General features: G+C 66.7%; 21 protein-coding genes. 3 read left to right on the top strand and 18 right to left on the bottom strand.

Features of this window, described 5'->3' with window-relative positions; translation table 11 throughout:
- Positions 1 to 206: 206 nt before the first annotated feature.
- On the top strand, positions 207 to 1,208 hold the full coding sequence (gene floA / locus OBACDRAFT_RS10865; protein WP_043585447.1) for a flotillin-like protein FloA: 1,002 nt from the start codon (positions 207 to 209) through the stop codon (positions 1,206 to 1,208).
- Positions 1,209 to 1,334: 126 nt separating this feature from the next.
- Positions 1,335 to 1,967 (top strand): hypothetical protein, encoded by a 633-nt coding sequence (locus OBACDRAFT_RS10860; RefSeq protein ID WP_043585446.1) that lies wholly within the window; start codon positions 1,335 to 1,337, stop codon positions 1,965 to 1,967.
- A gap of 20 nt (positions 1,968 to 1,987) precedes the next feature.
- Here OBACDRAFT_RS10860 and OBACDRAFT_RS10855 read toward each other — a convergent pair whose 3' ends face one another.
- The 17 genes from OBACDRAFT_RS10855 to OBACDRAFT_RS10775 all read right to left on the bottom strand — a co-directional run bounded on the left by OBACDRAFT_RS10855 (position 1,988) and on the right by OBACDRAFT_RS10775 (position 19,446).
- Entirely contained in the window at positions 1,988 to 4,537 is a 2,550-nt protein-coding gene (locus tag OBACDRAFT_RS10855; RefSeq protein ID WP_198529879.1) for a tetratricopeptide repeat protein, read from the bottom strand.
- 112 nt (positions 4,538 to 4,649) lie between these two features.
- Positions 4,650 to 5,015, bottom strand: a complete 366-nt coding sequence (locus OBACDRAFT_RS10850; protein ID WP_043585444.1) for a hypothetical protein — start codon at positions 5,013 to 5,015, stop codon at positions 4,650 to 4,652.
- Between the two features lie 26 nt (positions 5,016 to 5,041).
- A complete protein-coding gene (locus OBACDRAFT_RS10845) occupies positions 5,042 to 6,304 on the bottom strand; it encodes a beta-ketoacyl-ACP synthase (RefSeq protein ID WP_052361707.1) in 1,263 nt (420 codons plus the stop codon).
- A gap of 72 nt (positions 6,305 to 6,376) precedes the next feature.
- Positions 6,377 to 7,210 (bottom strand): 3-ketoacyl-ACP reductase FabG2, encoded by an 834-nt coding sequence (locus OBACDRAFT_RS10840; RefSeq protein ID WP_052361694.1) that lies wholly within the window; start codon positions 7,208 to 7,210, stop codon positions 6,377 to 6,379.
- A 1-nt stretch (position 7,211) separates the two neighbouring features.
- A complete protein-coding gene (locus OBACDRAFT_RS10835) occupies positions 7,212 to 7,694 on the bottom strand; it encodes a hotdog family protein (protein ID WP_052361693.1) in 483 nt (160 codons plus the stop codon).
- Positions 7,695 to 7,715: 21 nt separating this feature from the next.
- Positions 7,716 to 8,921 (bottom strand): beta-ketoacyl-[acyl-carrier-protein] synthase family protein, encoded by a 1,206-nt coding sequence (locus OBACDRAFT_RS10830; protein ID WP_043585442.1) that lies wholly within the window; start codon positions 8,919 to 8,921, stop codon positions 7,716 to 7,718.
- A 15-nt stretch (positions 8,922 to 8,936) separates the two neighbouring features.
- The gene (locus OBACDRAFT_RS28180) at positions 8,937 to 9,566 is read right to left on the bottom strand and encodes a DUF3261 domain-containing protein (protein ID WP_052361691.1); all 630 of its coding nucleotides are present in this window, start codon (positions 9,564 to 9,566) and stop codon (positions 8,937 to 8,939) included.
- 8 nt (positions 9,567 to 9,574) lie between these two features.
- The gene (locus OBACDRAFT_RS10820) at positions 9,575 to 11,908 is read right to left on the bottom strand and encodes an MMPL family transporter (protein WP_052361687.1); all 2,334 of its coding nucleotides are present in this window, start codon (positions 11,906 to 11,908) and stop codon (positions 9,575 to 9,577) included.
- Positions 11,909 to 11,931: 23 nt separating this feature from the next.
- Positions 11,932 to 12,534 (bottom strand): LolA family protein, encoded by a 603-nt coding sequence (locus tag OBACDRAFT_RS10815; protein ID WP_043585441.1) that lies wholly within the window; start codon positions 12,532 to 12,534, stop codon positions 11,932 to 11,934.
- Positions 12,531 to 12,947, bottom strand: coding sequence for an acyl-CoA thioesterase (locus OBACDRAFT_RS10810; protein WP_043585440.1), 417 nt, complete (start codon positions 12,945 to 12,947; stop codon positions 12,531 to 12,533). The genes OBACDRAFT_RS10815 and OBACDRAFT_RS10810 overlap by 4 nt, the downstream gene beginning before the upstream one ends.
- Before the next feature lie 13 nt (positions 12,948 to 12,960).
- A complete protein-coding gene (locus OBACDRAFT_RS10805; RefSeq protein ID WP_043585438.1) occupies positions 12,961 to 14,673 on the bottom strand; it encodes a glycosyltransferase family 2 protein in 1,713 nt (570 codons plus the stop codon).
- Positions 14,670 to 16,508: an ApeI family dehydratase gene (locus OBACDRAFT_RS10800; RefSeq protein WP_052361685.1), complete on the bottom strand. Its 1,839-nt coding sequence runs from the start codon at positions 16,506 to 16,508 to the stop codon at positions 14,670 to 14,672. The genes OBACDRAFT_RS10805 and OBACDRAFT_RS10800 overlap by 4 nt, the downstream gene beginning before the upstream one ends.
- The gene (locus OBACDRAFT_RS10795; protein ID WP_043585437.1) at positions 16,505 to 17,113 is read right to left on the bottom strand and encodes a COG4648 family protein; all 609 of its coding nucleotides are present in this window, start codon (positions 17,111 to 17,113) and stop codon (positions 16,505 to 16,507) included. The genes OBACDRAFT_RS10800 and OBACDRAFT_RS10795 overlap by 4 nt, the downstream gene beginning before the upstream one ends.
- 63 nt (positions 17,114 to 17,176) lie before the next feature.
- The gene (locus OBACDRAFT_RS10790) at positions 17,177 to 17,455 is read right to left on the bottom strand and encodes an acyl carrier protein (RefSeq protein WP_043585436.1); all 279 of its coding nucleotides are present in this window, start codon (positions 17,453 to 17,455) and stop codon (positions 17,177 to 17,179) included.
- 22 nt (positions 17,456 to 17,477) lie between these two features.
- Positions 17,478 to 17,756 (bottom strand): phosphopantetheine-binding protein, encoded by a 279-nt coding sequence (locus OBACDRAFT_RS10785; RefSeq protein ID WP_043585435.1) that lies wholly within the window; start codon positions 17,754 to 17,756, stop codon positions 17,478 to 17,480.
- Positions 17,753 to 18,598 carry a lysophospholipid acyltransferase family protein gene (locus OBACDRAFT_RS10780; protein ID WP_052361684.1) on the bottom strand — a complete coding sequence of 282 codons (846 nt, stop codon included), beginning with the start codon at positions 18,596 to 18,598 and terminating at the stop codon, positions 17,753 to 17,755. The genes OBACDRAFT_RS10785 and OBACDRAFT_RS10780 overlap by 4 nt, the downstream gene beginning before the upstream one ends.
- Positions 18,571 to 19,446, bottom strand: coding sequence for a beta-ketoacyl synthase chain length factor (locus OBACDRAFT_RS10775; RefSeq protein WP_052361682.1), 876 nt, complete (start codon positions 19,444 to 19,446; stop codon positions 18,571 to 18,573). Before OBACDRAFT_RS10775 ends, OBACDRAFT_RS10780 begins: the two co-directional genes overlap by 28 nt.
- Before the next feature lie 125 nt (positions 19,447 to 19,571).
- Here OBACDRAFT_RS10775 and OBACDRAFT_RS10770 point away from each other — a divergent pair, with 125 nt between their 5' ends.
- Entirely contained in the window at positions 19,572 to 20,681 is a 1,110-nt protein-coding gene (locus tag OBACDRAFT_RS10770) for a methyltransferase (protein WP_052361681.1), read from the top strand.
- 54 nt (positions 20,682 to 20,735) lie between these two features.
- Here OBACDRAFT_RS10770 and OBACDRAFT_RS10765 read toward each other — a convergent pair whose 3' ends face one another.
- Positions 20,736 to 22,076 carry a hemolysin family protein gene (locus tag OBACDRAFT_RS10765; protein WP_052361679.1) on the bottom strand — a complete coding sequence of 447 codons (1,341 nt, stop codon included), beginning with the start codon at positions 22,074 to 22,076 and terminating at the stop codon, positions 20,736 to 20,738.
- Positions 22,077 to 22,173: the final 97 nt, after the last annotated feature.

The following is a 22,173-nucleotide window of genomic DNA, read 5'->3' as shown; positions in this document are numbered from 1 at the left end:
GCGACAGCGACCGCCGCCCTCCCCGGCCTCGACGCCGACAACGACCTCAACAAACCTGTCGAAATCGTCACTGCCCCCGTTTACCTCCCGCCCGTCCCGCCACCCGGCCACCCGGCCACGCCATCTTCGCCCAAACACTAATTCGCACGTCTTTTTTTTTCACGCCAACCATCAACCACAACTCAAACAACAACACCTAAACCACCATGCTCAACATCTGGACCATCCTCTACATCGCCCTCGGCATCGCGCTTCTCGTCATTGCCGGGATCGTCTTCTCCTTCTTCAGCGTCTGGCTCCGCGCCTGGCTCGCCGGCGCGTATGTCGGCTTCACCGAACTCGTCGCCATGCGCCTGCGCCAGGTGCCCTACGGCCTCGTCGTTGACACCCGCATCACCGCAAAGAAGGCCGGCATCGATATTTCAATCAACGACATCGAGGCCCACTTCCTTGCCGGCGGCAACATCGTGCCCACCGTGCAAGCCCTCATCGCCGCGCAGAAAGCCGGCATCGAACTCGACTGGCGCCGCGCCTGCGCCATCGACCTCGCCACCAAAGGCTCCGGCAAATCCGTCGTCGAAGCCGTGCGCACCAGCGTCGATCCCAAGGTCATTGACTGCCCCAATCCCGAAGGCGGCCGCACCACCATCGACGGCGTCGCGCGCGACGGCATCCAAGTGAAGGTCAAGGCCCGCGTCACCGTGCGCACCAACCTCGACCGCTTCGTCGGCGGCGCGAAAGAAGACACCATCATCGCCCGCGTTGGCGAAGGCATCGTCACCACCATCGGCTCGGCTGACAGCTACAAAAAGGTCCTCGAATCGCCCGACAGCATTTCCAAGACCGTGCTCGCGCGCGGCCTCGACGTCGGCACCGCCTTCGAAATCCTCTCCATCGACATCGCCGACGTGGACGTGGGCGAAAACGTCGGCGCCCAACTCCAGGAAGCCCAGGCGCAGGCCAACAAGTCCATCGCGCAGGCCCAGGCCGAAATCCGCCGCGCCGCCGCCGTCGCGCTCGAACAGGAAATGAAAGCCCGCGTGCAAGAGATGCAGGCCAAGGTCGTCGAGGCCCAAGCCGAAGTCCCGCTCGCCATGGCCGAAGCCTTCCGCAAGGGCAACCTCGGCGTCATGGACTACTTCAAGATGGAGAACATCCAGTCCGACACCGCCATGCGCAAATCCATCTCCACCGACGACAAAAAGTGAATTTAGTAGCGGGTCGTGAGTAGCGAGTAGCGAGCATCACGCGAACACCACTCCTGTTGACCACTCACCACCCGCTGCTGTCTTTCTACTCACTACCCGCTACTCACTACTCGCTACTATTTCCCCATGGACTGGATATTCGACCACATACAAATCATCCTCGTCATTGCCGGCGTCATTGCCTTTTGGCTACAAAAGCGCCGCGAGGCCGCCGCTGAGAAGCGCGCCGCCGAGGAGGCGCTGGAACAGCGCCGCCAACGACAGGCGCAGCGCCAGGCACAGCCCGGTCCCGTGGCCCGTCAGCAACACGACGCCGAGGACGCGGAACGCACCCGCCGTATTCAAGAAGAGATTCGCCGCAAGATCGCCGAACGCCGCGCCGCTGAATCCGGCGGCGAAGTCCGGCGTCCCGCCGCCACTCCTCCCCCTCCCCTTCCCCGCACGCCCCCGCCGCTTCCCGCCCAGCCGGAGCCCGCGTATCACGAAAACCCCTACGACACCGACGAGGAAGAGGCCGTGCGCGACCGCCAGCGCCAGATGGCCGAGCAACTGGCCTCGCTCGAACGCCAGCGCGCCGAGGCGCTTCGCCAGGCCCGCGAAGCCGCCTCCGCCCGCATAACCAAGACCACCACGCCCGCCTCGTCAGGATTCGCCCCCATCCCCGTGTCGTTGTCCGCCTCGCTGCGCGACCGTCACAGCCTCCGCCAGGCGATTCTCCTCAAGGAAATTCTCGACGCCCCCAAATCCGCGAGAGCGTAACCCGTGGCGCGGGCGGGACGTTACCGCCCGCCCCCCCCCCCCCCCGCCTTGATTGCCAAGTCCAGCAGTGCGTTCGCCTCGTTCGTCGCGCCCGCCGTTTGGAATATCCGCGAGGCGTCGATGTAAAGCTGCTCGCGCATCGCCGCCGGTGAACGCGCGATGCCCTCCTGCATCGCCCTCAGCGCCACCGGCGCATCGCCCGCCGCCAGCCGCAATTCTGCCAGCCGCAACCACGGCTGCGGCGTATCCGGCGCAGCAATACGCGCGGCGTCAAACCTCCGTTCCGCCTCTCCCGAACGCAGCAGGGTCAGCGCCGCCAGCCCGGCACGATAATGCGCCTCGGCCTCCGTTTGCGTAAAATCCACCGCATACAAACGCGGCACCAGCTTGAACCGCTTCCGAAATTGCGGCGGCATCGAATACGGGATCGGACGCAGCCACACCGGCGCATTGCCACTCGTCAACTGGTCGCTCGCCGGCAGCGGTTCATCCGGGCGCAGCGACATCCAGTAGGCCCCTGAAAAGTCCGCCCCGGCAACCGCCACCACATGCGTGACGCCATGCGCCCGCACCAGCCGTTCCGCCTCCGCCACCTCGCCCGGCGTGCCCGCGCTCAACGCGGTAAGGATGCGCGCCGCCGTCCGCAGGCCGTCCTGATTTTCCCAATACAACGTGCCGATCGTCTCAAGGCCGGCGAAGTAGCCCATCGACACCGACGCGTTGGGATTGGACAAAAGCACGATGCGGCCCTGCGGCTGGTCGCTGCGCAGCGTCGAGGCGATGTCGCGGTAGAGCAGGAACATCGCCTCCCCCGCATGAACGCCCTTCTGCTGCTCCGTCCGCCACCAGCCCCGCACCAGCAACGCAGGCATCGGCACGAACAACACCGCAGCCGTCAACAAAACCAATGCAGAACGGAGGCGCTTGCCCGGGGCCGCCGCCGATCCGCCCAGCCACAAATCCAGCATCGCCACCGCCAGCACAATTTGCGGAACGCTTGCCGGGAGCATCCAGCGCATCTGCCACCAGCCCATCGCGTACATCGGCAACGCCACCGCCAGCGCAAACGACAGCACCAGCACCGCCACCGGCTGGCGCCGCATCCGCCACAATGTCACCGCGGCCAGAATAAACAGTAGCACCCGCAGCACCGTCTGATCCAAAAACCGCCGCCACCCCAGCTCCGCAATCCGCGACGGCAGCGACAGGAACTCACCGATATTCTGGTGAATGCGGGCCACAAACGGATCGAGCGGCACAAACACCCGCTCGCGCCAGATCACGATTACCATTGGAACAACGCACACCGCCGCCGCCGCCAGCGCTGCCCGCCGCCAGCGCCCCGCGCTCCAGCGCACGCCGCCGAGATGTTCGAGCGCCAGCGCCACCAATTCACCGCCGCCCAACCACGCCAGCGCATACAACGGATGATTGACCTCCAGCCGCCACGCCAGCAGCCGGTCCGGGCACTGCTCGACGAGAAACAGCACCACGCTCGCCGCCGCGCCCCAACGTCCCCACATCCGCCACAGGCCCGGTTCGCACACCATGCCCTGCGCGCGCAATCCACCTCCCGCCCTCCCCGCCAATGCCGCCGCCAGCACCGCCATCACACCGGTCAACCCGATGGCAATGACGACCGACGCCGCGTTGATCCACAACCCCGCCGCCCCGCCGAGTGCCGAAATGAGAAATCCAATACGCGCCGCGCGCCGGTCCGCCGGCATCACGCTTGCGGCACTCCGTTGTAGGGGCTTCGCTTGCGAAGCCCGCGTATGCAGGACGTGGCATCGAATGGCGGGCGCGGGCGTCGCAAGCGACGCCCCTACAGCGGGCGAGACGCCCGCGCCACTCCTCCCCCCCCCCCCGCCTCGGCGCCAGCCCAAAACACCAAAAACCGCCCCGAGCACCAACGCCAGCAGACCCGCGTTCACGAACCCGTGGTGGTCGTTATAGGCGGGCGAAAACCCTTCGTAAAACGTGTGCGACCCCACCAGAGCCACTGCCAGCAACCCGCCCGCCGCCGCGCCCCAGCGTCGCATCACCCACCACGAAAACCCTGTGACCGTCAGCAATAACGTCGGCAGGTTGACCCACGCCGCCGCCCACTCGATGGCGGCGGGCCAGGGAATTTTTTTCCCAACCCCCTTCTCATCCGTGCAACACAAGCGGTGCAGCCACGCCCAGCCGAGGTGCCACCAGGCCCAGCCCGAGTTCCAGTAAACGGGACGTCCCGCTGGCGCGTTGTCGGTGAATGTGTGTCGCAGTCGCCATTCGCCGCGCTCGTGCATCTCGACGATCTCGCGCGTCCACGTCATGCCATCGAGCCCCGCGTCGGGCACGATGCGCGACAACTTTGCGCTCATTACCGGCTCGTCCGACAACCGCTGCGCCGTCGCGCGGTCGAGGTAATGGTTGATCATGAGCGTGTGCCCGATGACGAAGGCAAACGCGAGCGTCAGCCCCAGCCACCACGGCCACGCCCGCCCCCCCCCCCCCCCGCGTCCGGAACAATCCGGAGGCGTGCGAACAACATTGCTGACGGCGGCGGCGGGAATCGGGTCGGGCATGGGAGCGGCAGACGAAACCGTAAGGTGAGAAGGTCAAACGCCCGAAAGTCGAGTCCGCGCTTTCGCCGGGCGCCACCTCGCACTACGCGGAAGCGCTGTAAGTTCAGCGCTGTTACCGGGTTGTTTGCTCCACGATTTCGGACTGGATCGTGGTCCGCAGATTCGTCGCCCAGCCCCGGGTCTTGCGATGGCGACCGGAATCGCTGATCGACACCACTCCGTTGCTCCAGGTCACCGTGGAGGGATAACCTTTGTAGTTGAGCTCCACCCGGCCGGGTGCTTCGGAGGTGATGATCCAGTGCCGCTTCGTCGCGGCGGAGATCACCGCAGACTTGATGACGTCGTCGGAAATGGAGCTTTTGTAGTTGAGAACGACGGGCGCGGCCGTGCCGGGTGTTGGGGAACTGCAGGCCGAGATACCAAGGGCGACGGCGAAGAGCAGGGAGACGAGACCGATGAGACGGATGGTTTTCTTCATGACAGGTAATGTTGACGGTTTGCGGTTTATTGCGTCCGGCGGATGATGAGCGAGGTGTTCACTCCGCCGAATGCGAAATTGTTGGACATGATGTGCGCGGTGTCGAGATGGAGCCCGGAGCCGGTGACGTGCCGGAGGGGGGCGCAGGCCGGGTCGGGATCGTCGAGATTGATGGTGGGGGCGAACCAGCCGTCGCGGGCCATTTCGAGAGTGAGCCAGGTTTCGAGCGCGCCGCAGGCTCCGAGGGTGTGCCCGAAGTAGCTTTTGAGGGAGGCAATGGGCGTGCGGTCGCCAAAAAGCGCGTGCGTGGCGTGCGACTCGGCGATGTCGCCCCGGTCGGTGGCGGTGCCGTGCGCGGAAATGAAGCCGATGTCCGAGGGGGCGAGGCCGGACTGCGCAATGGCAGACTGGATACAGGTCTGCATCGTCTCGCGGTTGGGCTGGGTGATGTGGGTGGCGTCGCAATTGGTGGCGAAGGCAAGTATCTCGCCGAGAATCGCGGCACCGCGGGCGCGGGCGTGTTCGTAATCTTCGAGGATGAAGGTGGCCGCGCCTTCGCCGATGACGAGGCCGTCGCGGTTGCGGTCAAAGGGGCGTGGAGTGGTGGATGGGGCGTCGTTGCGCTGGCTGGTGGCGAAGACGGTGTCGAACACGACGGCCTCGGACACGCAAAGTTCCTCGGCTCCGCCGGCGACCATGACGGTCTGGTATCCGTGGCGGATGGCTTCCGCCGCGTAGCCTATGGCCTGACTGCCGGAGGTGCAGGCGCTGGAGGTGGGGATGAGGCGTCCGCGGATGCCGAAGAAGAGGCCGGTGTTGGCCGCCGTGGTGTGCGGCATCATGCGGACGTAGGTGGTGGCGGTGATGGCGCCGGTGTCGTTTTCGTTGAGCAGCCGCCCGAAATCGCGGATGGAGGCGGTGCTTCCGGTGGAGGAGCCATAGGCGATGCCGGTGCGTCCGCTGGTCAGGACGGGGTCGCCCAAAAGCCCGGCGCGGGCAAGGGCGAATTCGGTGGCAACGGTGGACAGTTGCGCAACGCGGCCCATGGCGCGGGTCTGCACGCGGGTGTAGTGCGGAGGCAGGGTGAAGTCGGGAATGGGGGCGGCAAGGCGGGTGTTGAGGCCGGCGACGGAATCCCAGTCGGGCATGCGGACGACGGCGTTGCGGCGGGCTTGCAGGCGGGGTTTGATGGCCGCCCAGTCGTTGCCGAAGGCGGTGATGCCGGCCATGCCCGTGATGGCGACCCGACGGAGGTCTGTTGAGGTGGTGTTCGTGGTGTTGAGAGACATGGTGCCGGGCGGGGGTTCTTGCAACAAGGGCGGCGCGGAAGTGCAAGGACGGACTGTCCGGGGCGAGATGTCTCAGAGCATGCCGCCGTTGATGGAGATGACCTGACGGGTGACGTAGGCGGATTCGTCGGAGGCGAGCCAGGCGACGAGGGAGGCGACTTCATCGGGCGTGCCGATGCGGCGCGCGGGGATGTTGTGCTCGACGATTTGTTCGAGCAGGCCCGGTTCGAGGTCGAGCATACCGGTGTCGATGAGGCCGGGGGCGACGCAGTTGACGGTGATGCGACGGCGGGCGAGTTCGACGGCGAGGGCCTTGGTCGCGCCGATGAGACCGGCCTTGGCGGCGCTGTAGTTGACCTGGCCGCGGTTGCCGGTGAGGCCGGAGACGGAGGAGATCGTGACGATGCGCCCGCCGCGCCGGGCGGCGATCATGGCGGGGAGGACGGGATGCAGGACGTTGTAAAAACCGTCGAGATCGGTGCGGAGGACATCGTCCCAGTCTTCGGCGGAGAGGGAGGGGAACGCCCCGTCGCGCGCGATGCCGGCGTTGAGAATGACGCCGTAAAGGGGACCGTGGCCGGAGACGTGCTCCTCGAGGATGGCGGCGCAGGCGGCGCGGTCGCGCACGTCGAACCGGAGCAGGCGGTGCGCCTCCGGCGAACGTCCAACATCCAACGTCGAACATCCAACATCGAAGGACGGAGTGGCGACAGTGTCGGGAGCGGCAAGGCTGGCGAGCGTGGCGCGGGCTCCGGGTTCGTCGTTGTGATAGTGAACGATGATGGAGTGTCCGTCGCGGGCGAGTCGTTGCGCGATGGCACGGCCTATGCCTTTGCTGGCACCGGTGACAAGAAAGGTGCGCGGGGGAGGGGGGGGGAGGGCGGCGGTGGTGGCAGCGGCGGGCATGTCAGTGAGCGGGGGCAAGGAGGGTTTCGAGTTGAGACCAGGTGATGCGGCGGGTGGTGAGCGTGGCGGAGGCGATGGCGGAGGTGTCGCGCGTGACGGTTGCCTCGAAGGTGGCGGTGTCCTCGTCCTGAAATATCCGCCGGGCGGAGCAGCGCAGGGATGCGCCGGGAGGAAGCGCGGCGGCGGTAGTTGAAAAATCACGACAGCCGAGGATCAGGCCCGGCTGGACGGGCTGCCCGGCGGCGCGGCAGTGCCAGCCCGACCAGACGCCGATGGTCTGCGCCATGATTTCGAGGAGCAGGGCGGCGGGCACGGTCGAGCCGGGGCCGGCAAAGGGCGAGAAAGTGGCGTCGTCGAGCACGGTGTCGCAGATCGCGATGTCGGGCGTGACGGCGCGGAGCCGTTGCACGAAGAGCATCGGGGATTCGTGCGGGAGATAGTCGGCGGCGGGAAGATCGAGCGTGGCGTCGTGTGTATCCGGCATTTTGTGAAGGCGCTTGAGGTGTCAGGCGGGGCCGAGGATGAGGGCGGCGTTGTTGCCGCCAAAGGCGAATGAGTTGGAAAGAATGGCGCGGGGCGAGAGCGGGCGTCCGGGCCGGGTGACGAGATCGACGGGGGGAAGCGTGGCGTCGCGTTCTGCGGGGGCAAGCTGCTGGCGGGGGAGCGTGGCGCGGGGCGAGAGGATGAGATGGTGGCAGAGGGCGGCCTCGGTGGCTCCGCAGGCCCCGAGGGTGTGGCCGGTGAGGTGCTTGGTGCTGCCGCAGGGGATGCGGTCACCGAAAAGGCGATACACGGCGGCGGTCTCCATGCTGTCGTTGAGCGGGGTGCCGGTGCCGTGGAGATTGATGTAGCCGATGGTTTCGTGGGCGCGGGCGGGATCGATGCCGGCGTCGCGGAGGGCGTCGAGCATGGCGGCCTCCGCCCCGGTGCCGTCGGGGCGGGGGGCGGACATGTGCCAGGCGTCGGAGGACTCGCCCGCACCGAGCAGCAGGGTGCCGGGCCGGTCGCCGGGTTCGCGGGCGAGGAGGAGGAGCGCGGCGGCTTCGCCGATGGTGATGCCGTCGCGGTCGGCGGCGAAGGGTTTTGTGCCGCCGGGCGAGAGCGAGAGGGCTTGCAGGCTGTTGAATCCGTTGAGGGTTAACTGACAGAGGGAGTCGGCTCCGCCGGCGATGACGGCATCGACAATTCCGGCGCGCAGGAGGCGGCGCGCGCTGAGGAGGGCGCGGGCGCTGGAGGAGCAGGCGGTGGAGATCGTGTAGGCGGGACCGGTGAGGCCGAGGTGGGCCGCGAGAAAGCGGGCGGGGTCGCCGGGTTCCTGCTGGGCGTAGCGGTAGGCGGAGGGCAGGGTGCCGTGTTCGTGGTGGTGGCGGACGGCGAGTTCGCCTTCGAGGATGCCGCTGGTGCTGGAGCCGAGAATGACGGCGATGCGCCCGGGCGAATGCCGGGCGAGGAGGGCGTCGAGCGCGGGGCGGATTTGAGCGAGGGCGGCGAGGAGGAGGCGGTTGTTGCGCGTGTCGTGCGCGGCGAGTTCCGGGGGGATTTCGGGCAGCGGACCGGGGGCTTCCCCGACGCGGCAGGCGGCGCCGTTGGCGAGCCAGCGGGTGGAGGTCGTCATGCCGGGCGGAGGCGCGTCGGTGGAGAGGGCGTCGAGGATCGCGGCGGGTGTCGCGCCGAGTGGATTGATGAGGGCGGCGGCCTGGATGTGGATCATGACGCGGCCTGCGGTTTAGTCATCGGTGAGTGTGGTGAGATGGATTTCGTATCCGAAGGAATGATGGCGGACAAGGATGGGATCGGCGCGGCGTGGCGCGGCGGCCGGACCGGTTTCGCGGTAATGAATCTCCGCGACAGGATTGCCGTCGGGGTCGCGCAGGACGCGGCGGGCAGACGAGTCGTCGGCAAGCGTCCAGCCGGCGGGAAGGCGGGGCGCCCAGGATTCGAGGGGCCACCAGGCGAGCATGATGTCGGCGAGGACTTGCGCGGGCGGGGGCAGGCTGGCGGGGAGGGCGGGGAGTTTTTCGGCAGTGATGCGGCCGTCCTCATAGGTGAGCAGAAAGAGGCGCAGACCCATCGGACTGAGACCGGCGAGGGTGAGTTTCCGACCGTCGGCATCGAGCACGGCATGCAGGGTGTGTGTGCGTCCGTTGACGGTGGAGCGCAGGAGTTGCTCGCGATGGAGGGGGGGGGGGGGGGAGGTCAGCGCAGGCGAAGGCAGGGTGACGCGGGTGCGCGGGTCGAGGTTGGCAACAGGCTCCGGGGAGGCGTCGCGGCCGGCCGGCCGGGTCACGCAGGCGGACAGGAGCAGGACGAGCGCGATGGAGAAAACGGCGGTTTTGTAATTAAAATATAATGACACGTTTTGATTCAGGATGATGGACGGGCAAGCGGAGAGAGAATCAGGGCGGTGGCGATGCCGGTGGCGAGGACGAGGCCGAAACTGGAGATGGCCGGAGTGCCGCTGAGCGCCAGCGCGCCGAAGCCGATCAACGTGGTCAGGGTGGCGGTGAGGATGGAGAGCATGGCCGTGTCCGGATCGCAGGCCGGATTGGAAAAGAAGAGCGCGTAATCGACGCCGATGCCGACGACGAGGATGAGCGCGAACATGCCAAACAGGTTGAAGGGATTCCCGAGGAAGGCGAGCGGAGCGAGGGCGACGCCGACGGCGATGAGGAGCGGCAGCAGGCTGCGAATGCCGTGACGCGGTCCGAAGCGAACCACAAAAACGAGCGCGATGACGGCCAGTGAGCCGGCGAGGAGCAGACCCAGATGCGAGCGAAACGTGCCGAACGTCTCGCTGACCTCCGCGCGCCGGTCCTGCCAGGTGACGCCTTCCACGCGGGCGGCGATGGCGGGCGGATCGAAGCCGGGCGCAGCTCCGGAAACGGGGACGATGGCGGCAAAGGTGGCGGCGAGATCGGGGAACCAAAGCAGGCGCCAGCCTTCGCTCACGGGGGAGGCGAACCAGGCTTCGGGCGTGAGCGGATCAAAGGGCGGGATGACGCCGGAGGCGGGCGGAGGTTCGAGGCCGGCTTCGCGCAGACGGTCGAGGATGGAGGGAGCGGACGCGGCGAGGGCGTCGTGCGCGGCGCGCTGGCGGGCGAGCGAGGGAAGCGAACGCGTGAGGAGGCGGGCGGAGCGGATGCGCCCGGCGCGTTGCTCCTCCAGCAGATGCGGTTCGAGGGCTTCGAGGCGCTGGAGCGTTTGCTCGGCGGTGGCTCCGCGCACGAGAAACCAGCGGGTGTCGGCATCCTGCGCGGTGAGGGCGGCGATGCGCTGTTCGTTTTCACGAAACGACGGCGGGAAACCCTGGAGGAGCGAAACATCGTCGTCGATGCGGAGGGTCAGGACGGAGGCGAGCCCGACAACGGCAAGGAGCGCGGGGAGTCCGATGCGGAGGAGGCGGTTGTCGCGCCAGAGCCGGAGCCAGGAGGCGAGCAGGGCGTTGAACGCGGCGTTCTTGTCGTGGCCGCAAATTTTTTTCGTGAGAAGGGGGAACCAGCAGACCACGGTGCCAAAGGCGCAGACGAGCCCGAGGATGGCGCAGACGGCGAGCTGGCGGAACCCGGGAAAGGGCGCGACGAAGAGAACCATGTAGGCGGCGGAGCTGGTGAGGACGGCGAGGAGGAGCACGCGAAGCAGCCGGCGCAGGCTGCCGGCGGGGGTTTCCTCGCGGCCGTGGCGCATGCGCTCGACCAGATAATGCACGGCATAGTCCTCGGACACGCCGATGATGCTGGTGGCGAGGACGAGCGTGATAACGTGGATGTTGCCAAAGAGAAGGAGCACGCCGGCGAGCCCGGCGGCGAGGCCGATGGCGGTGGAGAGCACCGTGAGGAGAATGGGCCGGAAGGAGCGAAACAGGAGCCAGGAAACGAACGTGATGCCGAGTGTCGAGATGGCGCCGAGCAGGGCGATTTCGCGCTCGGCCTGGCGGGAGGCATAGTCGCTGTAATAGAGCGCACCCCGGCGCAGGATCTGCGCGCCGGGCCAGCGTTGTTGAAACTCAGTTTCTAGCGCGTCGAGCCGCCCGGTGAGCGAGTGGATGGTTCCCGTGTCGAAACTGGAACCGCGCAGCGTGGAGCGGATGAGCCGCCAGGGGCGTCCGTCGGGATCGGTGCAGGTGAGCCAGCCCTGGTTGAGTTGAAACGCGGAGGCGTCGCCGAGCGCGGCGAGTTGCGCGCTGCGGACGAGCAGGAGCGGGTCGGCGGCGAGTTCGGCGGAGCCGACGCCGGCGAGCGGGGAATAAACCTGGGAGAGCACCCAGGCGGCCCAAGAGTCGGGGCCTTGTTCGAGCCGTTGCAGCGAACGGGTGTCGAGAAGCTGCGCCCGGTGGCGGTGATGATGCCGCGCCCAGGCGGTCTGGTAATCGTCGGTGAGGAGACCGGAGGGCGGGGTGAGTTCGGAAAGGAGGGAAAGTTGTTCGAACCACCACTGCGCGGGCGCGGTTTCCGAGGGGTTGCCGGGCGGCGCGGAGACGAGCCAGAGGAGTTGTTGTTCGACGCGGCGGGCGCAGGCGGCGTTGATGTCGGTGTCGCGGGGCTGCCCGCCGGAAGCGAGAAGGGAGAGGATGTTGGTGTCGATGCGCGCGCCGGGAACGAGCCGGACGAGTGTCATGGCCGTCAGAATACAAAAGAGCAGCCACCCGGCGGCGAGCCAGGGCTGGAGGCGTTCGAGCGAGATCAACGAAGGACGCGACATGGGAGGCGTGGCCGTGGCCGGGATCAGGGGTGCAGGACGGGCGCGGGCGCGGGAGACGCCCGGTGATCGAAGAAGCGGAGGAGGGTGGTGTCGTTTTGCCGGTCTTCGATGCGGAGGGTGTCGATGTGGCGTCCGCCGGTGAGGGAGATGCGGAGAAAGATTTTTTGCAGCAGATCGTCGCGGGGCTCGAGTTGGAGTGTCCAGGCGTCGAGGGTGCCGGAGAGCGCGGGCGTGAAGGATTCGCGCAGGGCGGCGTGATCGGCGCGGAAGAGGGCGGAAAGGAGCTGGTTGAACTGAAACAGGCGGGGGTTGTCGCGCGCGGTGATGATCTCGGGCGGCTGCCCTTCGAGGGTGGTCTCGATGCGGTCGGGCGTGATGCGGAACGTCTGGGCGAAGGGTTTTGTCTGGCGGAGGACGAGCCCGGTTTCGGGAGAAATCTCAAGCGTGCCGGAAGCACGGAGCGGGCGCGCCATGCCGCTGATGTTGCGGGTCTGCTCGTAGGCGCAGTGCAACGAACCGTTGAGGGAGAGGCGGGCTTGGAGCGTTTCGGGGGTGATCGGTGCGGAGGGGTCCGCAGATGTCGCAACGGCGAAGAGGCAGAGGAGGAGCGGAAGGATGATTTTCATGGGCGGGGGAGACCGAGTTTCTCGAAGAGGACGGGCGGGCAGACGAAACAGGTCTCGCGGGTGGCCTTGTGGACGGCGATCTGGAGGGTATGGCCGCGCGTGATGCGGGAGCCGGTGGCGGCGTCGCAGATCTCGTAGTTGATGCGCAGGCGGTTTTCGTATTCGGCGATGGCGGCGGTCACGAGGATGCGGCGGCCAAAGATGACGGGGGCGATGTATTTGACGCGCGTGTCCACGATGGGCCAGAGGTAGCCGGACTCCTCCATGCGGAGGTAGCCGTAGTCGATGCTGTCGAGCAGGGCCTCGCGGGCGTACTCGAAGTAGCGGAAATAGTTCCCGTGCCAGACGACGCCCATGGGGTCGAAGTCGCAGAAGGCGGGTTTTTGTTCGATGGTGACGGAGGGAAGCGACATGTGCGAAAGGAGGCTATGCGGAGGGCCAGAAGTTGTGGAAGTTAAACCAGTCGAGCGGGGCGTTCATGGCGTGGTGTTCGAGGCGGGCGGCCAGACGGGCGGCGTGCGCGGAGAGGGCGGCGGCGCGGGTGGCGCGGGGCAGCGCGAGCGGATCGGCAAAGGGTTCGACGTGGATGCGGTGGCGTCCGTTTTCCTTGAGGGCAAACATGAGGAAGACCGGGCATTTCAGGACGGAGGCGAGAACGAAGGGGCCTTCGGGAAACGGAGCGGGCGCGCCAAGGAAATCGGCCATGACAACGCGCCCGGGATGGTGAATGGAGGTGCGGTCGGCGGCGATGGCGATCCATTCGCCGGCGTCGAGCTTCTCCTTCAGGAGGATGGCGGTGGCGGGCGAGAGGCCGGCGGCGGGGATGAGGTTGAGATGCGAACCGGGGGCGGTCTCGCGGAGGAGGCGGTTGAAGCGGGCGGCGTTGGCGGTGTGGACGATGGCGTTGATCGTCTTGCCGGTGCGGGCGCCGAGCGCGCGGCAAAGCTCGGGATTGCCGAGGTGGGTCATGAAGACGAGCGCGCCGGGGGCGTCGTGATTTTTCAGATACGGGGCGAGGACGCCGTGATCCACAATCTCGACATCGTCGTTGCGAATGTCGCCGTTCCAAGCGGCGAGTTTTTCGAGGATGGATTCACCGAAGCGGTAAAAGTGGCGGTAGCCGGTGAGAGGCGGGCCGGCGGGCAACATGCAGCCGGTCGCCGCCGCGCGGGTGCGAAGGCGGCACAGCCAGGCGCGGGAGGCACGCCGGGCGCGGGCTCCGGTCAGCCAGAAGACAAAAACGACGGGATGGAGCAGGAGGGAAAAGAACCGGTATCCGAAAACACGATAGGCCAGGAGCATCAGCCTCATGCCGGCGAGGCCGCGACGTTCGGGAATGCGAGACCAGTGCGGGGAGGAAAAGCCTGAAGGCTGAAGACGGGAGGCTGTTTCTCTTTCGATCTTCAGTTTTCTCCACAAAAGTTTCGGGGCTCGGGGCAGCATGCCGAGGAAGAGGCGGGTGTGCATCCAGGAGATGCGGAGATTGTCGCGAAAGGCGCGGAAGTGGGAAACTCCGCCCGGCGGATAGGTGACGCGCACGGGATGAAAGAGCACGGGATATCCGGCCCAGTGAAGGCGGACCATGATTTCGGTGTCGAAATCCATGCGCCGCCCGACGCGGAGACGCGGTGAGTCGAGAAGCGCGAGCGAAGGAGAAACCGGATACACGCGAAGCCCGCACATGCTGTCATTGATTTCCAGTGACAGCGTCTCAATCCAGACCCAGACGTGGGTGATCCAGCGCCCGATCCTGCGAGCCGGCGGGATGCTGGAGTCGTAAACCGGACGGCCGGAGACAAGGGCATCCGGATTTGCGCGCGAGAGATCAAGCAGGGCGGGGATGGCGGAAACGTCGTGCTGTCCGTCGGCGTCGATCTGGAGCGCGTGGGTGTGGCCGAGACGGCGGGCCTCGCGCAACGCGGTGGCGACGGCCGCGCCCTTGCCCTGATTGCGCGAATGCGCAAGGAGCGTGAGGGCGTGTTGCGCGGCGAGCCGGCGCAGTTCGGAGGCGGTGGCTTCGTCGCTGCCATCGTCAACGATGATGAGAGGGAGGCCGAACGGCGCGAGACGCTCGATGAGTGCCTGCAGGGTGGAGCCGTGATTGTAGCAGGGGACGATGATGCAGGGGCGGTGGCTCATGGCAGCGGAGGGGGGGGCGTTGCCGGGATGAGCGTGAGGCGTCCGGTACTGGCAACCGACGCGGCACCGGCACTGGGGGGGGGGGGGGGGACGGTGGCGGTAAAGTCGAGGCGGTTGGCTTCGGGCGTCCAGCGGAGGTGCATGCGCAGCGTCTCTCCGGGAAGGACGGGGCGTCGGAATTTCAGAGACTCAATGCGCGGAAGGCGTTCACCGAGTCCGAAGGCGCGCGCGGCATGTTGCAAAACCCAGTGAAGCTGGGCGACGCCGGGGAGGAGTTTGAGGCGGGGAAAGTGGCCGCGAAACCAGAGCAAATCCGGATGTAGCGGGATGTCGATGACGGCCTCGGTTGCCCCCGACGGGAGCGCGGTGGTGGCGGCGAGCGCAGGGGAGTCAGAGGGCAAGGGAGACGGGGCGAACAGGGCGGCGAGCAGGGAGGCGGGACGTTTGCCCTGCGGAGTGGCCGGGATGACGTCGGCGACATGGAGCCGGCGCGGGAGGGCAACGGGTTCGAGCCAGGCGCGGAGTTCGCGGCGGAGCGCGAGCAGGAACGCACCGTGGCCGTCGCGGTTGTAGCGGGCGCGGCCGGTTTCGGAGAGCACGAGGACGGCGCCAAGTTGCAGGCGGGCGCGACCCGACGGCGAGGGAGCGGACAGGGGGACGACGGCGGCGTCGGCCACGGAATCGAGGGAGAGAAGGCGCTGCTCGATTTCGGGGAGCGAGACGCGCTTTTCCTCGATCTTGATGATGCGATCGAGACGCCCGAGGAGTTCAAAGGAAGTGATGCCGGCGGCGGGGTCGCAGGCGGGGCGTATCTGGTCGTCGGTGACAAGCGTCTGGCCGGGAGGAAGAAAAGGGGAGGTAAGCGAGAGGCGTCCGTCCGCGGAGTCGCAGCGGAGGCGCACGCCGGGGAGAGGGGTCCAGAAGCGGCGTTCGACGGCGGTGTCGCGCCATGCGATGGCACCGGCCTCGGTGCTGCCGTAGATTTCAAATGGGGAGCGGCCAAGGACGCGCAGGCAGAGGCCGGCGTCATCGGGGGAGAGAAAACCCCCGGCGGAGAGGACGTGACGTACCGCGGAGGAATCGAGCGGTGGGAGGGCGGGATCGAGGCGTTTGATGAAGGCCGGGCTGGTGATGAGGGCGAAGGGCCGGGGGGCGGCGTGAAGGAGTTGCTCGTGGTATTCGATGATGCGCGTGTTGAAGGGAACGCCAAGGGTGAGCGGGAGAAGCATCCGGAACTGGAAGCCGTAAAGGTGCTGGTGGGAGGTGGTGCCCGCAACGCTGGTTCCGGCAAGAGCAGCGCCCCAGCGGGCAGCGTGGGTGTCGTTTTCCCGTTGCAGGGCGGCGAGGGTCTTGTGGACGGCCTTGGGGCTGCCGGTGGAGCCGGAGGTGTGGAAGGTGACGCCGGAGCAATCGGGACCGTGGGAAAAATCTCCAAAGGACGCGCCTGCGCCGGGCTCCGGGCAGGCGTCCGGATGCAGGCACGGGAGAGCCGGATTGTGGATCGGCAGGTCGGTGAGGAGGGCGTCGAAGGCGTGGCGTTGTTCGAGAAGAAGCGCCTCGCGCGTGTGGCCGGGCAGGACGACGGCCTTGCCGGTGTGCAGGGCGGCGAGGAAGGAGGCGGCGAGCCACCAGGTGTCTTCGAAGCAGAGCGCCCAGCGGTTTTCCGGACGGGCGGCGAGGGTGGCGGCGAGGCGCAGCGCGTCGCCGCGGAGCCGGTCGAGCGTCAGGGCGAGAGGAGGATGGCCGCCGACGGAAGGCGTCCAGGCGGCGGGGATGTTGTCCGTGCGTCCGGGCGCAAGGATTTCGGAAAACCGGAGCGGGAGGGCGGGCGTCATGGCGTGGACGGTGCGTGCCTGCTCATAAAACGGCGGCGGACGAACCATTCGCCGGCCATGAGGAGGCCGATGAGCAGGTAGCTGACGGCGCCGTTGTAGAGCGTCCAGAGGCGGAGGTCGCCGCGCAGGCAGGTGGCGAGGGCGGCGAGGGCGTTGCAGGCAAAGAAGACGCACCAAACGCGCGTGACGTTGCGCGTGTAGGCGACGGCGGCGGCGGGCAGGCGCGGATCGGCGAGGCGGGCCAGACGCTCGACGAGGCTGGGGGGGCGCAGAAGCGTCCAGCCGAAGACGGCGAGCAGGATGAGGCTGACGGCGACCGGATAATACAGAAGCCAGCCGCTCCTTTTGAGTATCCATGAAGCCATGACAAGGATGATGCCGACGGTGGCGATGGCAACGGTGACGGGAAACAACTCCCGGGTCCGGGGCCGGGCGCGGAGGAGGCGCAGCCCGAAGACGGCCAGAAGCAGCGGTGCGAGGACGCCGATTCCCCAGGACGAGACACCCGCGTAAATGGCAAACGGATACAGGACCAGCGCGAGCGTGGAGAGCAGATCAAGCGCCTTGAGCAAGACGGAGGCTGCGGAGGTGGAGGTGGCGGCCATGAGCGCTGTCGCGGAAAGGGAATCCTGTTTCGATGTTCAATGGGCGCGCCCGCCAGCGGCGGCTCATTGCCCACCGGAGGGCGGCGGGGAGTTGACGAGCTTGTGGATGGCGTCAACGACGTCGGAGACGGTGCGCACGGCCTTGAACTCCTCGGGCTTGATCTTGCGCCCGGTGGCCCGCTGGAGTTGCACGACCAGATCGACGGCGTCGATGGAGTCGAGGCCGAGATCCTGATAGATGCGGGATTCGGGCGTGACGGTGTCGGGAGCGATGTCGAAGAGTTTTTTGAGGTGCTCCTTGAGCTCGGCGAGAATCTCGGGCTTGGCTTTTTCTGTTGGCATAAGGTGAGGACGAGGAGGGAAATCAGGAGCGGGAGGAGGCGATGAGGGCGGCAAGGCTGGCGACGGAGGCGAAGTGTTTCCGGGTGTCGGCATTGTCGGAGGAGAGGACGATGCCGTAGCGGTTTTTTATGGCGAGGCCGAGTTCGAGCGCGTCGATGGAGTCGAGGCCGAGCCCTTCGTTGAAAAGCGGGGCGTCCGTTTCGATGTCGCCGGGCGAGATTCCTTCGAGGTTCAGCGACTCGATAATGAGGGCTTTTATCTCCTGGTGCAGGGAAGAGGTGTCCGGTTCGGGAGGATTCATGGTTGAGTGGCTTGAGTGGTGTTAGCCGGTGTGGCGCGGGGATCAAGCGCACGCTGGAGGCGGGCGTTGAGAAGACGGGCGGCGCGCCAGGGGGAAAACTCGCCGTCGGAGGATGCTTCGAGGAAGGGGATCACATCGATTTTTTCCCGGACGGTGATGCGAAAAACCGGCCGGGTGGCCGCCGTCTGCCACCACTTGTGCTGGCGGGTGAGGATGGGCGGGGTGCAGGTGATGTGGATCACCCGGAGGGGGACGCGGCAGCGGACGGCGAGGTTGGCCGCGCCTCGCTGGAGGAGAATGGGCTGTCCCGGCGTGCTGCGGGTGCCTTCGGGAAAAATGAGGATGCGCCGGCCTTGGGCAAAACGTTCCCGGCAGGCGTCGAACAACGCGGCCGTGTCGTCGTTGGGGATGTAACCGGCGGCCTTGACCAGCGGGCGGGTGAAAAAGTTGCGCTGCGCCAGGGGTTTTTTGACGATGCAATCGCACCGGGGCATCAGGGACGCGAGGAACACGTAGTCGAGAAGGCTCGGATGGTTGGCCACGACCAGCAGCGGCTGGTTTTCGTCCTCGCGGAGCAGCGCGGCGTTTTCGATCCGGAAGTCGATGGCGCGAAGGCCGCGCATGATGCGGATATAGATGCGGAAACTGGCCGAGATGCAGCGCTGGGCCAGATCATGCCGCGCGGAGGAGGTGCGGAGGCGCGAAAAAAGCGCGGCCAGCGGGATGACGGCAAAGGCAAGAAGAAGTCCGCCGAGGCCAAACAGGAAAAAGGAGAGCGCGGTGGCGGCGTTTCTCCATCGGCGGGCGATCAGATTCAGGAATGTGGCGTTTCCTGCGTCCATTGCCAGTCGTGGGTTTCACCGGGAATGACGAACGAGGCCGCTCCGGAAAGGTGGTTTTGAAGAAAGAGGAGGCTCTGCGGCAGCGCGCCGGACCGGGAGGCGGAGGATTCCGGACGGGGAACCGGAGCGATCCGCCATGAGGATTGAAGAGCCGGGGCGGATGCCGGATGCAGCAGCAGGGCCGCGGCATGGGGGGCGACCGGCGACGGCGACGGCAGCACGCCGGAGGAGGCCGGGTTCAGATCCGCACGGTAAAAGACGGGCAACTCGCCATCGAAATCGACGAGCAGGACCGATTTTTTCCCTGTGGCGTGAAAGGCCAGCACCTCGAACAGCGCCTGTTGAAATGTATCCGTGCCCGCGGCCACGGAGCTGGCCGGGAGCGGGGCGGCGGCGGTGATCGTCAGGAGTCCGGCGGCCGTGTTGTGGACCGAGGCGGCGAAGTCGGTCGGCGACACCTCATGCCCTTCCGCCAAACGCGTGATGATCTGCAGGGTGCGTCCAAGTTCCCCGTGGCGGCTGCAAAAGACAAGGGCATCCACGGGAGCGGACGCGCGAGCGGCGGCGTGCTCCTGCAGGAGCGCGAGGGCGGCTTCCACGGCAAGGCGGGAGCCGGCGCTCATGCGCCGGGCGGTCATCATGGGGATGTGCGGTGTTTTGGGGAGAGTCCCGCCCGTTGCCGGAGCGGCGGGAGCATCAGTGGATGCGCCGGAATGCGCAGCCCAGTCCGCCCATGCGTCGCGTGTGTCGAGGCCGGGGGCCAGAGCCAGCCAGCCGGACAAGACGAGCGTGAAGGAGCTGGCCTGACTGTGCGAAGCGGACGGGAGGTGGCTGGTTTTCTGAGTCATGCTGGACGATGACCATGCCCAGGGCATGGAGGCGCGAGAAAAGATAGGCAGACGCGCAAAAGCAAGAGAGGGATGATGTTTCGCTGATTGACAGCGGCGGAAGGCGGGCCGCACAACCTCGTCCCATGAAAAAAAACCGCAATCCCCGGCACGGCGAAAAAACACCGGCTTCCATGTCGGCCTTGGACGCCATCAGCGAGGCGCAAAAGATCGCGTTTGCCCCCCTGCTGTTTCAAGCGGCGGTGTGTCTGAGGGACTTCGGCATCCTGGCGTTTCTGGACGGCAGGGCCGATGGCGAGACGCGCGCGGCCATCGCCTCGGCCTGCGGTGTGAGCGACTACGGCGCGGGCGTGCTGCTCGACGCGGGGCTGGGTATCGGCTTGGTGGAGGAGCGGACCGGGCATGACGGCGGGCTGCGTTATGCGCTGGGGAAAACGGGCCATTTTTTTCTGCATGACCGGATGACGCGGGTGAACACGGATTTTGTCAGCGATGTCTGTTACCGGGGCATGGAGCATCTGAAAGAGGCGGTGGCCACCGGCGCGCCGGCGGGGTTGCGCGTGTTCGGCGAATGGCCGACGATTTATCAGGGCTTGTCGTCGCTGCCCGAACCGGCGCGCTCAAGCTGGTTTGCCTTCGATCATTTTTATTCGGACCAGGCCTTCGACGTCGCGCTCAGGGAAGTTTTCGCGCTGTCACCGCGTCCGACGCACATTTACGATGTCGGAGGCAACACGGGGCGCTGGGCGCTGAGGTGCGTGGCGCACGATCCGGACGTGCGGGTGACGGTGCTCGACCTGCCGCAACAGGTGGCGTTGCTGCGGCAGGCAGTCGCCGGGCAGAACGGCGCGGACCGCATCGACGCCGTGCCTGTGAATGTGCTCGAAGCGGCGGAGTTGCCGGGGGAGGCCGATGTCTGGTGGATGAGTCAGTTTCTGGATTGTTTCGGCAAGGAGCAGGTGACGGACATCCTGCGCCTGATCCGACGCAGCATGAAACCGGATGCGCGGGTCTGCATCCTCGAAACTTTTTGCGACCGGCAGCGGTTCCCGGCGGCGGCGCTGAGCCTCAACGCCGGCTCGCTTTACTTCACCTGCATGGCCAACGGGAACAGTCGTTTTTACCGGGCGACCGAGTTTGGGGAATGCGTGGCCAGCGCGGGATTCCGTGTGGAGAGGGAAATCAACGATATCGGCATCGGCGGCCACACGTTGCTCGTGTGCGGACGGAGTTGAGTCGGGCGGGGATGGCGTGACGGCAAGCGCCCCTCTGATAACAAAAGCTCCGCCCTACGCGGCGCTCACCGGTTCGCCCGCCGGGGCGGGCGGCGCAGGCGGCACCTGCGCCAGCAGAATTTTGTCCACGCGATGGCGGTCCATGTCCATGACCTCGAAACGCCAGCCGGCCCACTCAAAATATTCGCCGGGCGCGGGAATGTGGCCGAAGCGGTCGCTCACGAAGCCGGCCACGGTCTCGAAATCCTCGTCCTCCTCGCCCGGCAACGGATCGAAATCAAACCGGCGGCGAAACTCGGCCACGGTCAGAGCCCCGTCCACCAGCCAGGAGCCGTCCTCGCGCTGCTGCGCGCCGGGGGCTTGCCGGTCGCCGGGCTCGGGCAGGTCGCCAACAATGGCCTCCATGACGTCGATCAACGTCACCAATCCCTGGATACCGCCAAATTCGTCGGTGACGAGGGCGAGGTGTTTGCCCCGCTTTTTAAATGTTTCGAGGATCTGCACGGCGGTGATCGTCTCGGGAACGAACAGCGGCTTTTCGAGATGACTGCGCAGGTTGTTGGGCAGGCCGATGGCAACGTTGGCCCAGAGCGCCTTGACGGACACCATGCCGATGATCTGGTCGCGGGTGCCTTCGAAAACGGGGAAGTGCGAATGGCCGCTGGCGACGATCTTGCGCCAGTTGACTTCGTCGGAGTCATGGATGTTGAGCCACACGATGCTGGAGCGTCGCGTCATGATTTCGGTGACGGGCCGCTCGTCGAGGCGGAGCACGCCTTCGACCATGTCGCGCTCGGCCTTGTGAAACACGCCGGCCGTGGTGCCCTGCTCGATGAGGTGCGCGATCTCCTCCTCCGAGGGCGGGGTCTCCACGTCCTTGCCCAGGCCGAGAACCTTGAGGACGCAGTTGGTGGAGAGCGTGAGAAACCAGACAAAGGGCGTGGCAAGGCGCGCGAGCCCGGTCATGGCGCGCGCCACGAGCATCGCCCGCGCCTCGGGGTTGCCGAGCGCGATGCGCTTGGGCACGAGTTCGCCGATGATGAGCGAGAGATACGTGATGGCGCTCACGACGATGAAGATGGCGATGGGGCGGCTGTAGGAGGCGAGCGCGGGAATCTCCGCAATGACGGGCGCGAGTTGCCCGGCAAGCGTGGCGCCACCGTAGGCACCGGCGAGGATGCCGACGAGCGTGATGCCGATCTGCACGGTGGAGAGGAAACGCGTGGGATCCTGCGCCAGGGCGAGCGCGGCGCGGGCCGGGGCGGAGCCTTCGTCGGCGAGTTTTTTGAGACGGGCCTTGCGCGCGGAAACGACGGCGATTTCGGCCATGGCAAACACACCGTTGGCCAGAAGAAGGAGCAGGATGATGAGGATTTCTGTCAGGATTTCATTCATGAAAAGGTGCGCGCCACATGCGCCGCATGAGTAGTGAGGTGGCGTCGCAGATGTCGCAACATGAAGGCGGTCTCTGGGTTCGTCAACCGACTGGAAT

The organism is Geminisphaera colitermitum TAV2, from assembly GCF_000171235.2.
Lineage (GTDB): Bacteria > Verrucomicrobiota > Verrucomicrobiia > Opitutales > Opitutaceae > Geminisphaera > Geminisphaera colitermitum.
Note: the sequence above shows the minus strand (reverse complement) of the source record. Positions and strands in the feature narration are given on the sequence as shown.

Excerpts from the sequence above, each read along its gene's own strand:
- OBACDRAFT_RS10830 (WP_043585442.1), bottom strand. The coding sequence starts at position 8,921 with ATGATCCACATCCAGGCCGCCGCCCTCATCAATCCACTCGGCGCGACA.
- OBACDRAFT_RS10800 (WP_052361685.1), bottom strand. The coding sequence starts at position 16,508 with ATGACGCCCGCCCTCCCGCTCCGGTTTTCCGAAATCCTTGCGCCCGGA.
- OBACDRAFT_RS10855 (WP_198529879.1), bottom strand. The coding sequence starts at position 4,537 with ATGCCCGACCCGATTCCCGCCGCCGCCGTCAGCAATGTTGTTCGCACG.
- OBACDRAFT_RS10815 (WP_043585441.1), bottom strand. The coding sequence starts at position 12,534 with ATGAAAATCATCCTTCCGCTCCTCCTCTGCCTCTTCGCCGTTGCGACA.
- OBACDRAFT_RS10790 (WP_043585436.1), bottom strand. The coding sequence starts at position 17,455 with ATGCCAACAGAAAAAGCCAAGCCCGAGATTCTCGCCGAGCTCAAGGAG.
- OBACDRAFT_RS10810 (WP_043585440.1), bottom strand. The coding sequence starts at position 12,947 with ATGTCGCTTCCCTCCGTCACCATCGAACAAAAACCCGCCTTCTGCGAC.
- OBACDRAFT_RS10785 (WP_043585435.1), bottom strand. The coding sequence starts at position 17,756 with ATGAATCCTCCCGAACCGGACACCTCTTCCCTGCACCAGGAGATAAAA.
- OBACDRAFT_RS10795 (WP_043585437.1), bottom strand. The coding sequence starts at position 17,113 with ATGGCCGCCACCTCCACCTCCGCAGCCTCCGTCTTGCTCAAGGCGCTT.
- OBACDRAFT_RS10775 (WP_052361682.1), bottom strand. The coding sequence starts at position 19,446 with ATGACTCAGAAAACCAGCCACCTCCCGTCCGCTTCGCACAGTCAGGCC.
- OBACDRAFT_RS10765 (WP_052361679.1), bottom strand. The coding sequence starts at position 22,076 with ATGAATGAAATCCTGACAGAAATCCTCATCATCCTGCTCCTTCTTCTG.
- OBACDRAFT_RS10780 (WP_052361684.1), bottom strand. The coding sequence starts at position 18,598 with ATGGACGCAGGAAACGCCACATTCCTGAATCTGATCGCCCGCCGATGG.
- OBACDRAFT_RS10845 (WP_052361707.1), bottom strand. The coding sequence starts at position 6,304 with ATGTCTCTCAACACCACGAACACCACCTCAACAGACCTCCGTCGGGTC.
- OBACDRAFT_RS10820 (WP_052361687.1), bottom strand. The coding sequence starts at position 11,908 with ATGTCGCGTCCTTCGTTGATCTCGCTCGAACGCCTCCAGCCCTGGCTC.
- OBACDRAFT_RS10770 (WP_052361681.1), top strand. The coding sequence starts at position 19,572 with ATGAAAAAAAACCGCAATCCCCGGCACGGCGAAAAAACACCGGCTTCC.
- OBACDRAFT_RS10840 (WP_052361694.1), bottom strand. The coding sequence starts at position 7,210 with ATGCCCGCCGCTGCCACCACCGCCGCCCTCCCCCCCCCTCCCCCGCGC.
- OBACDRAFT_RS10860 (WP_043585446.1), top strand. The coding sequence starts at position 1,335 with ATGGACTGGATATTCGACCACATACAAATCATCCTCGTCATTGCCGGC.
- OBACDRAFT_RS10835 (WP_052361693.1), bottom strand. The coding sequence starts at position 7,694 with ATGCCGGATACACACGACGCCACGCTCGATCTTCCCGCCGCCGACTAT.
- OBACDRAFT_RS10805 (WP_043585438.1), bottom strand. The coding sequence starts at position 14,673 with ATGAGCCACCGCCCCTGCATCATCGTCCCCTGCTACAATCACGGCTCC.
- floA (WP_043585447.1), top strand. The coding sequence starts at position 207 with ATGCTCAACATCTGGACCATCCTCTACATCGCCCTCGGCATCGCGCTT.
- OBACDRAFT_RS10850 (WP_043585444.1), bottom strand. The coding sequence starts at position 5,015 with ATGAAGAAAACCATCCGTCTCATCGGTCTCGTCTCCCTGCTCTTCGCC.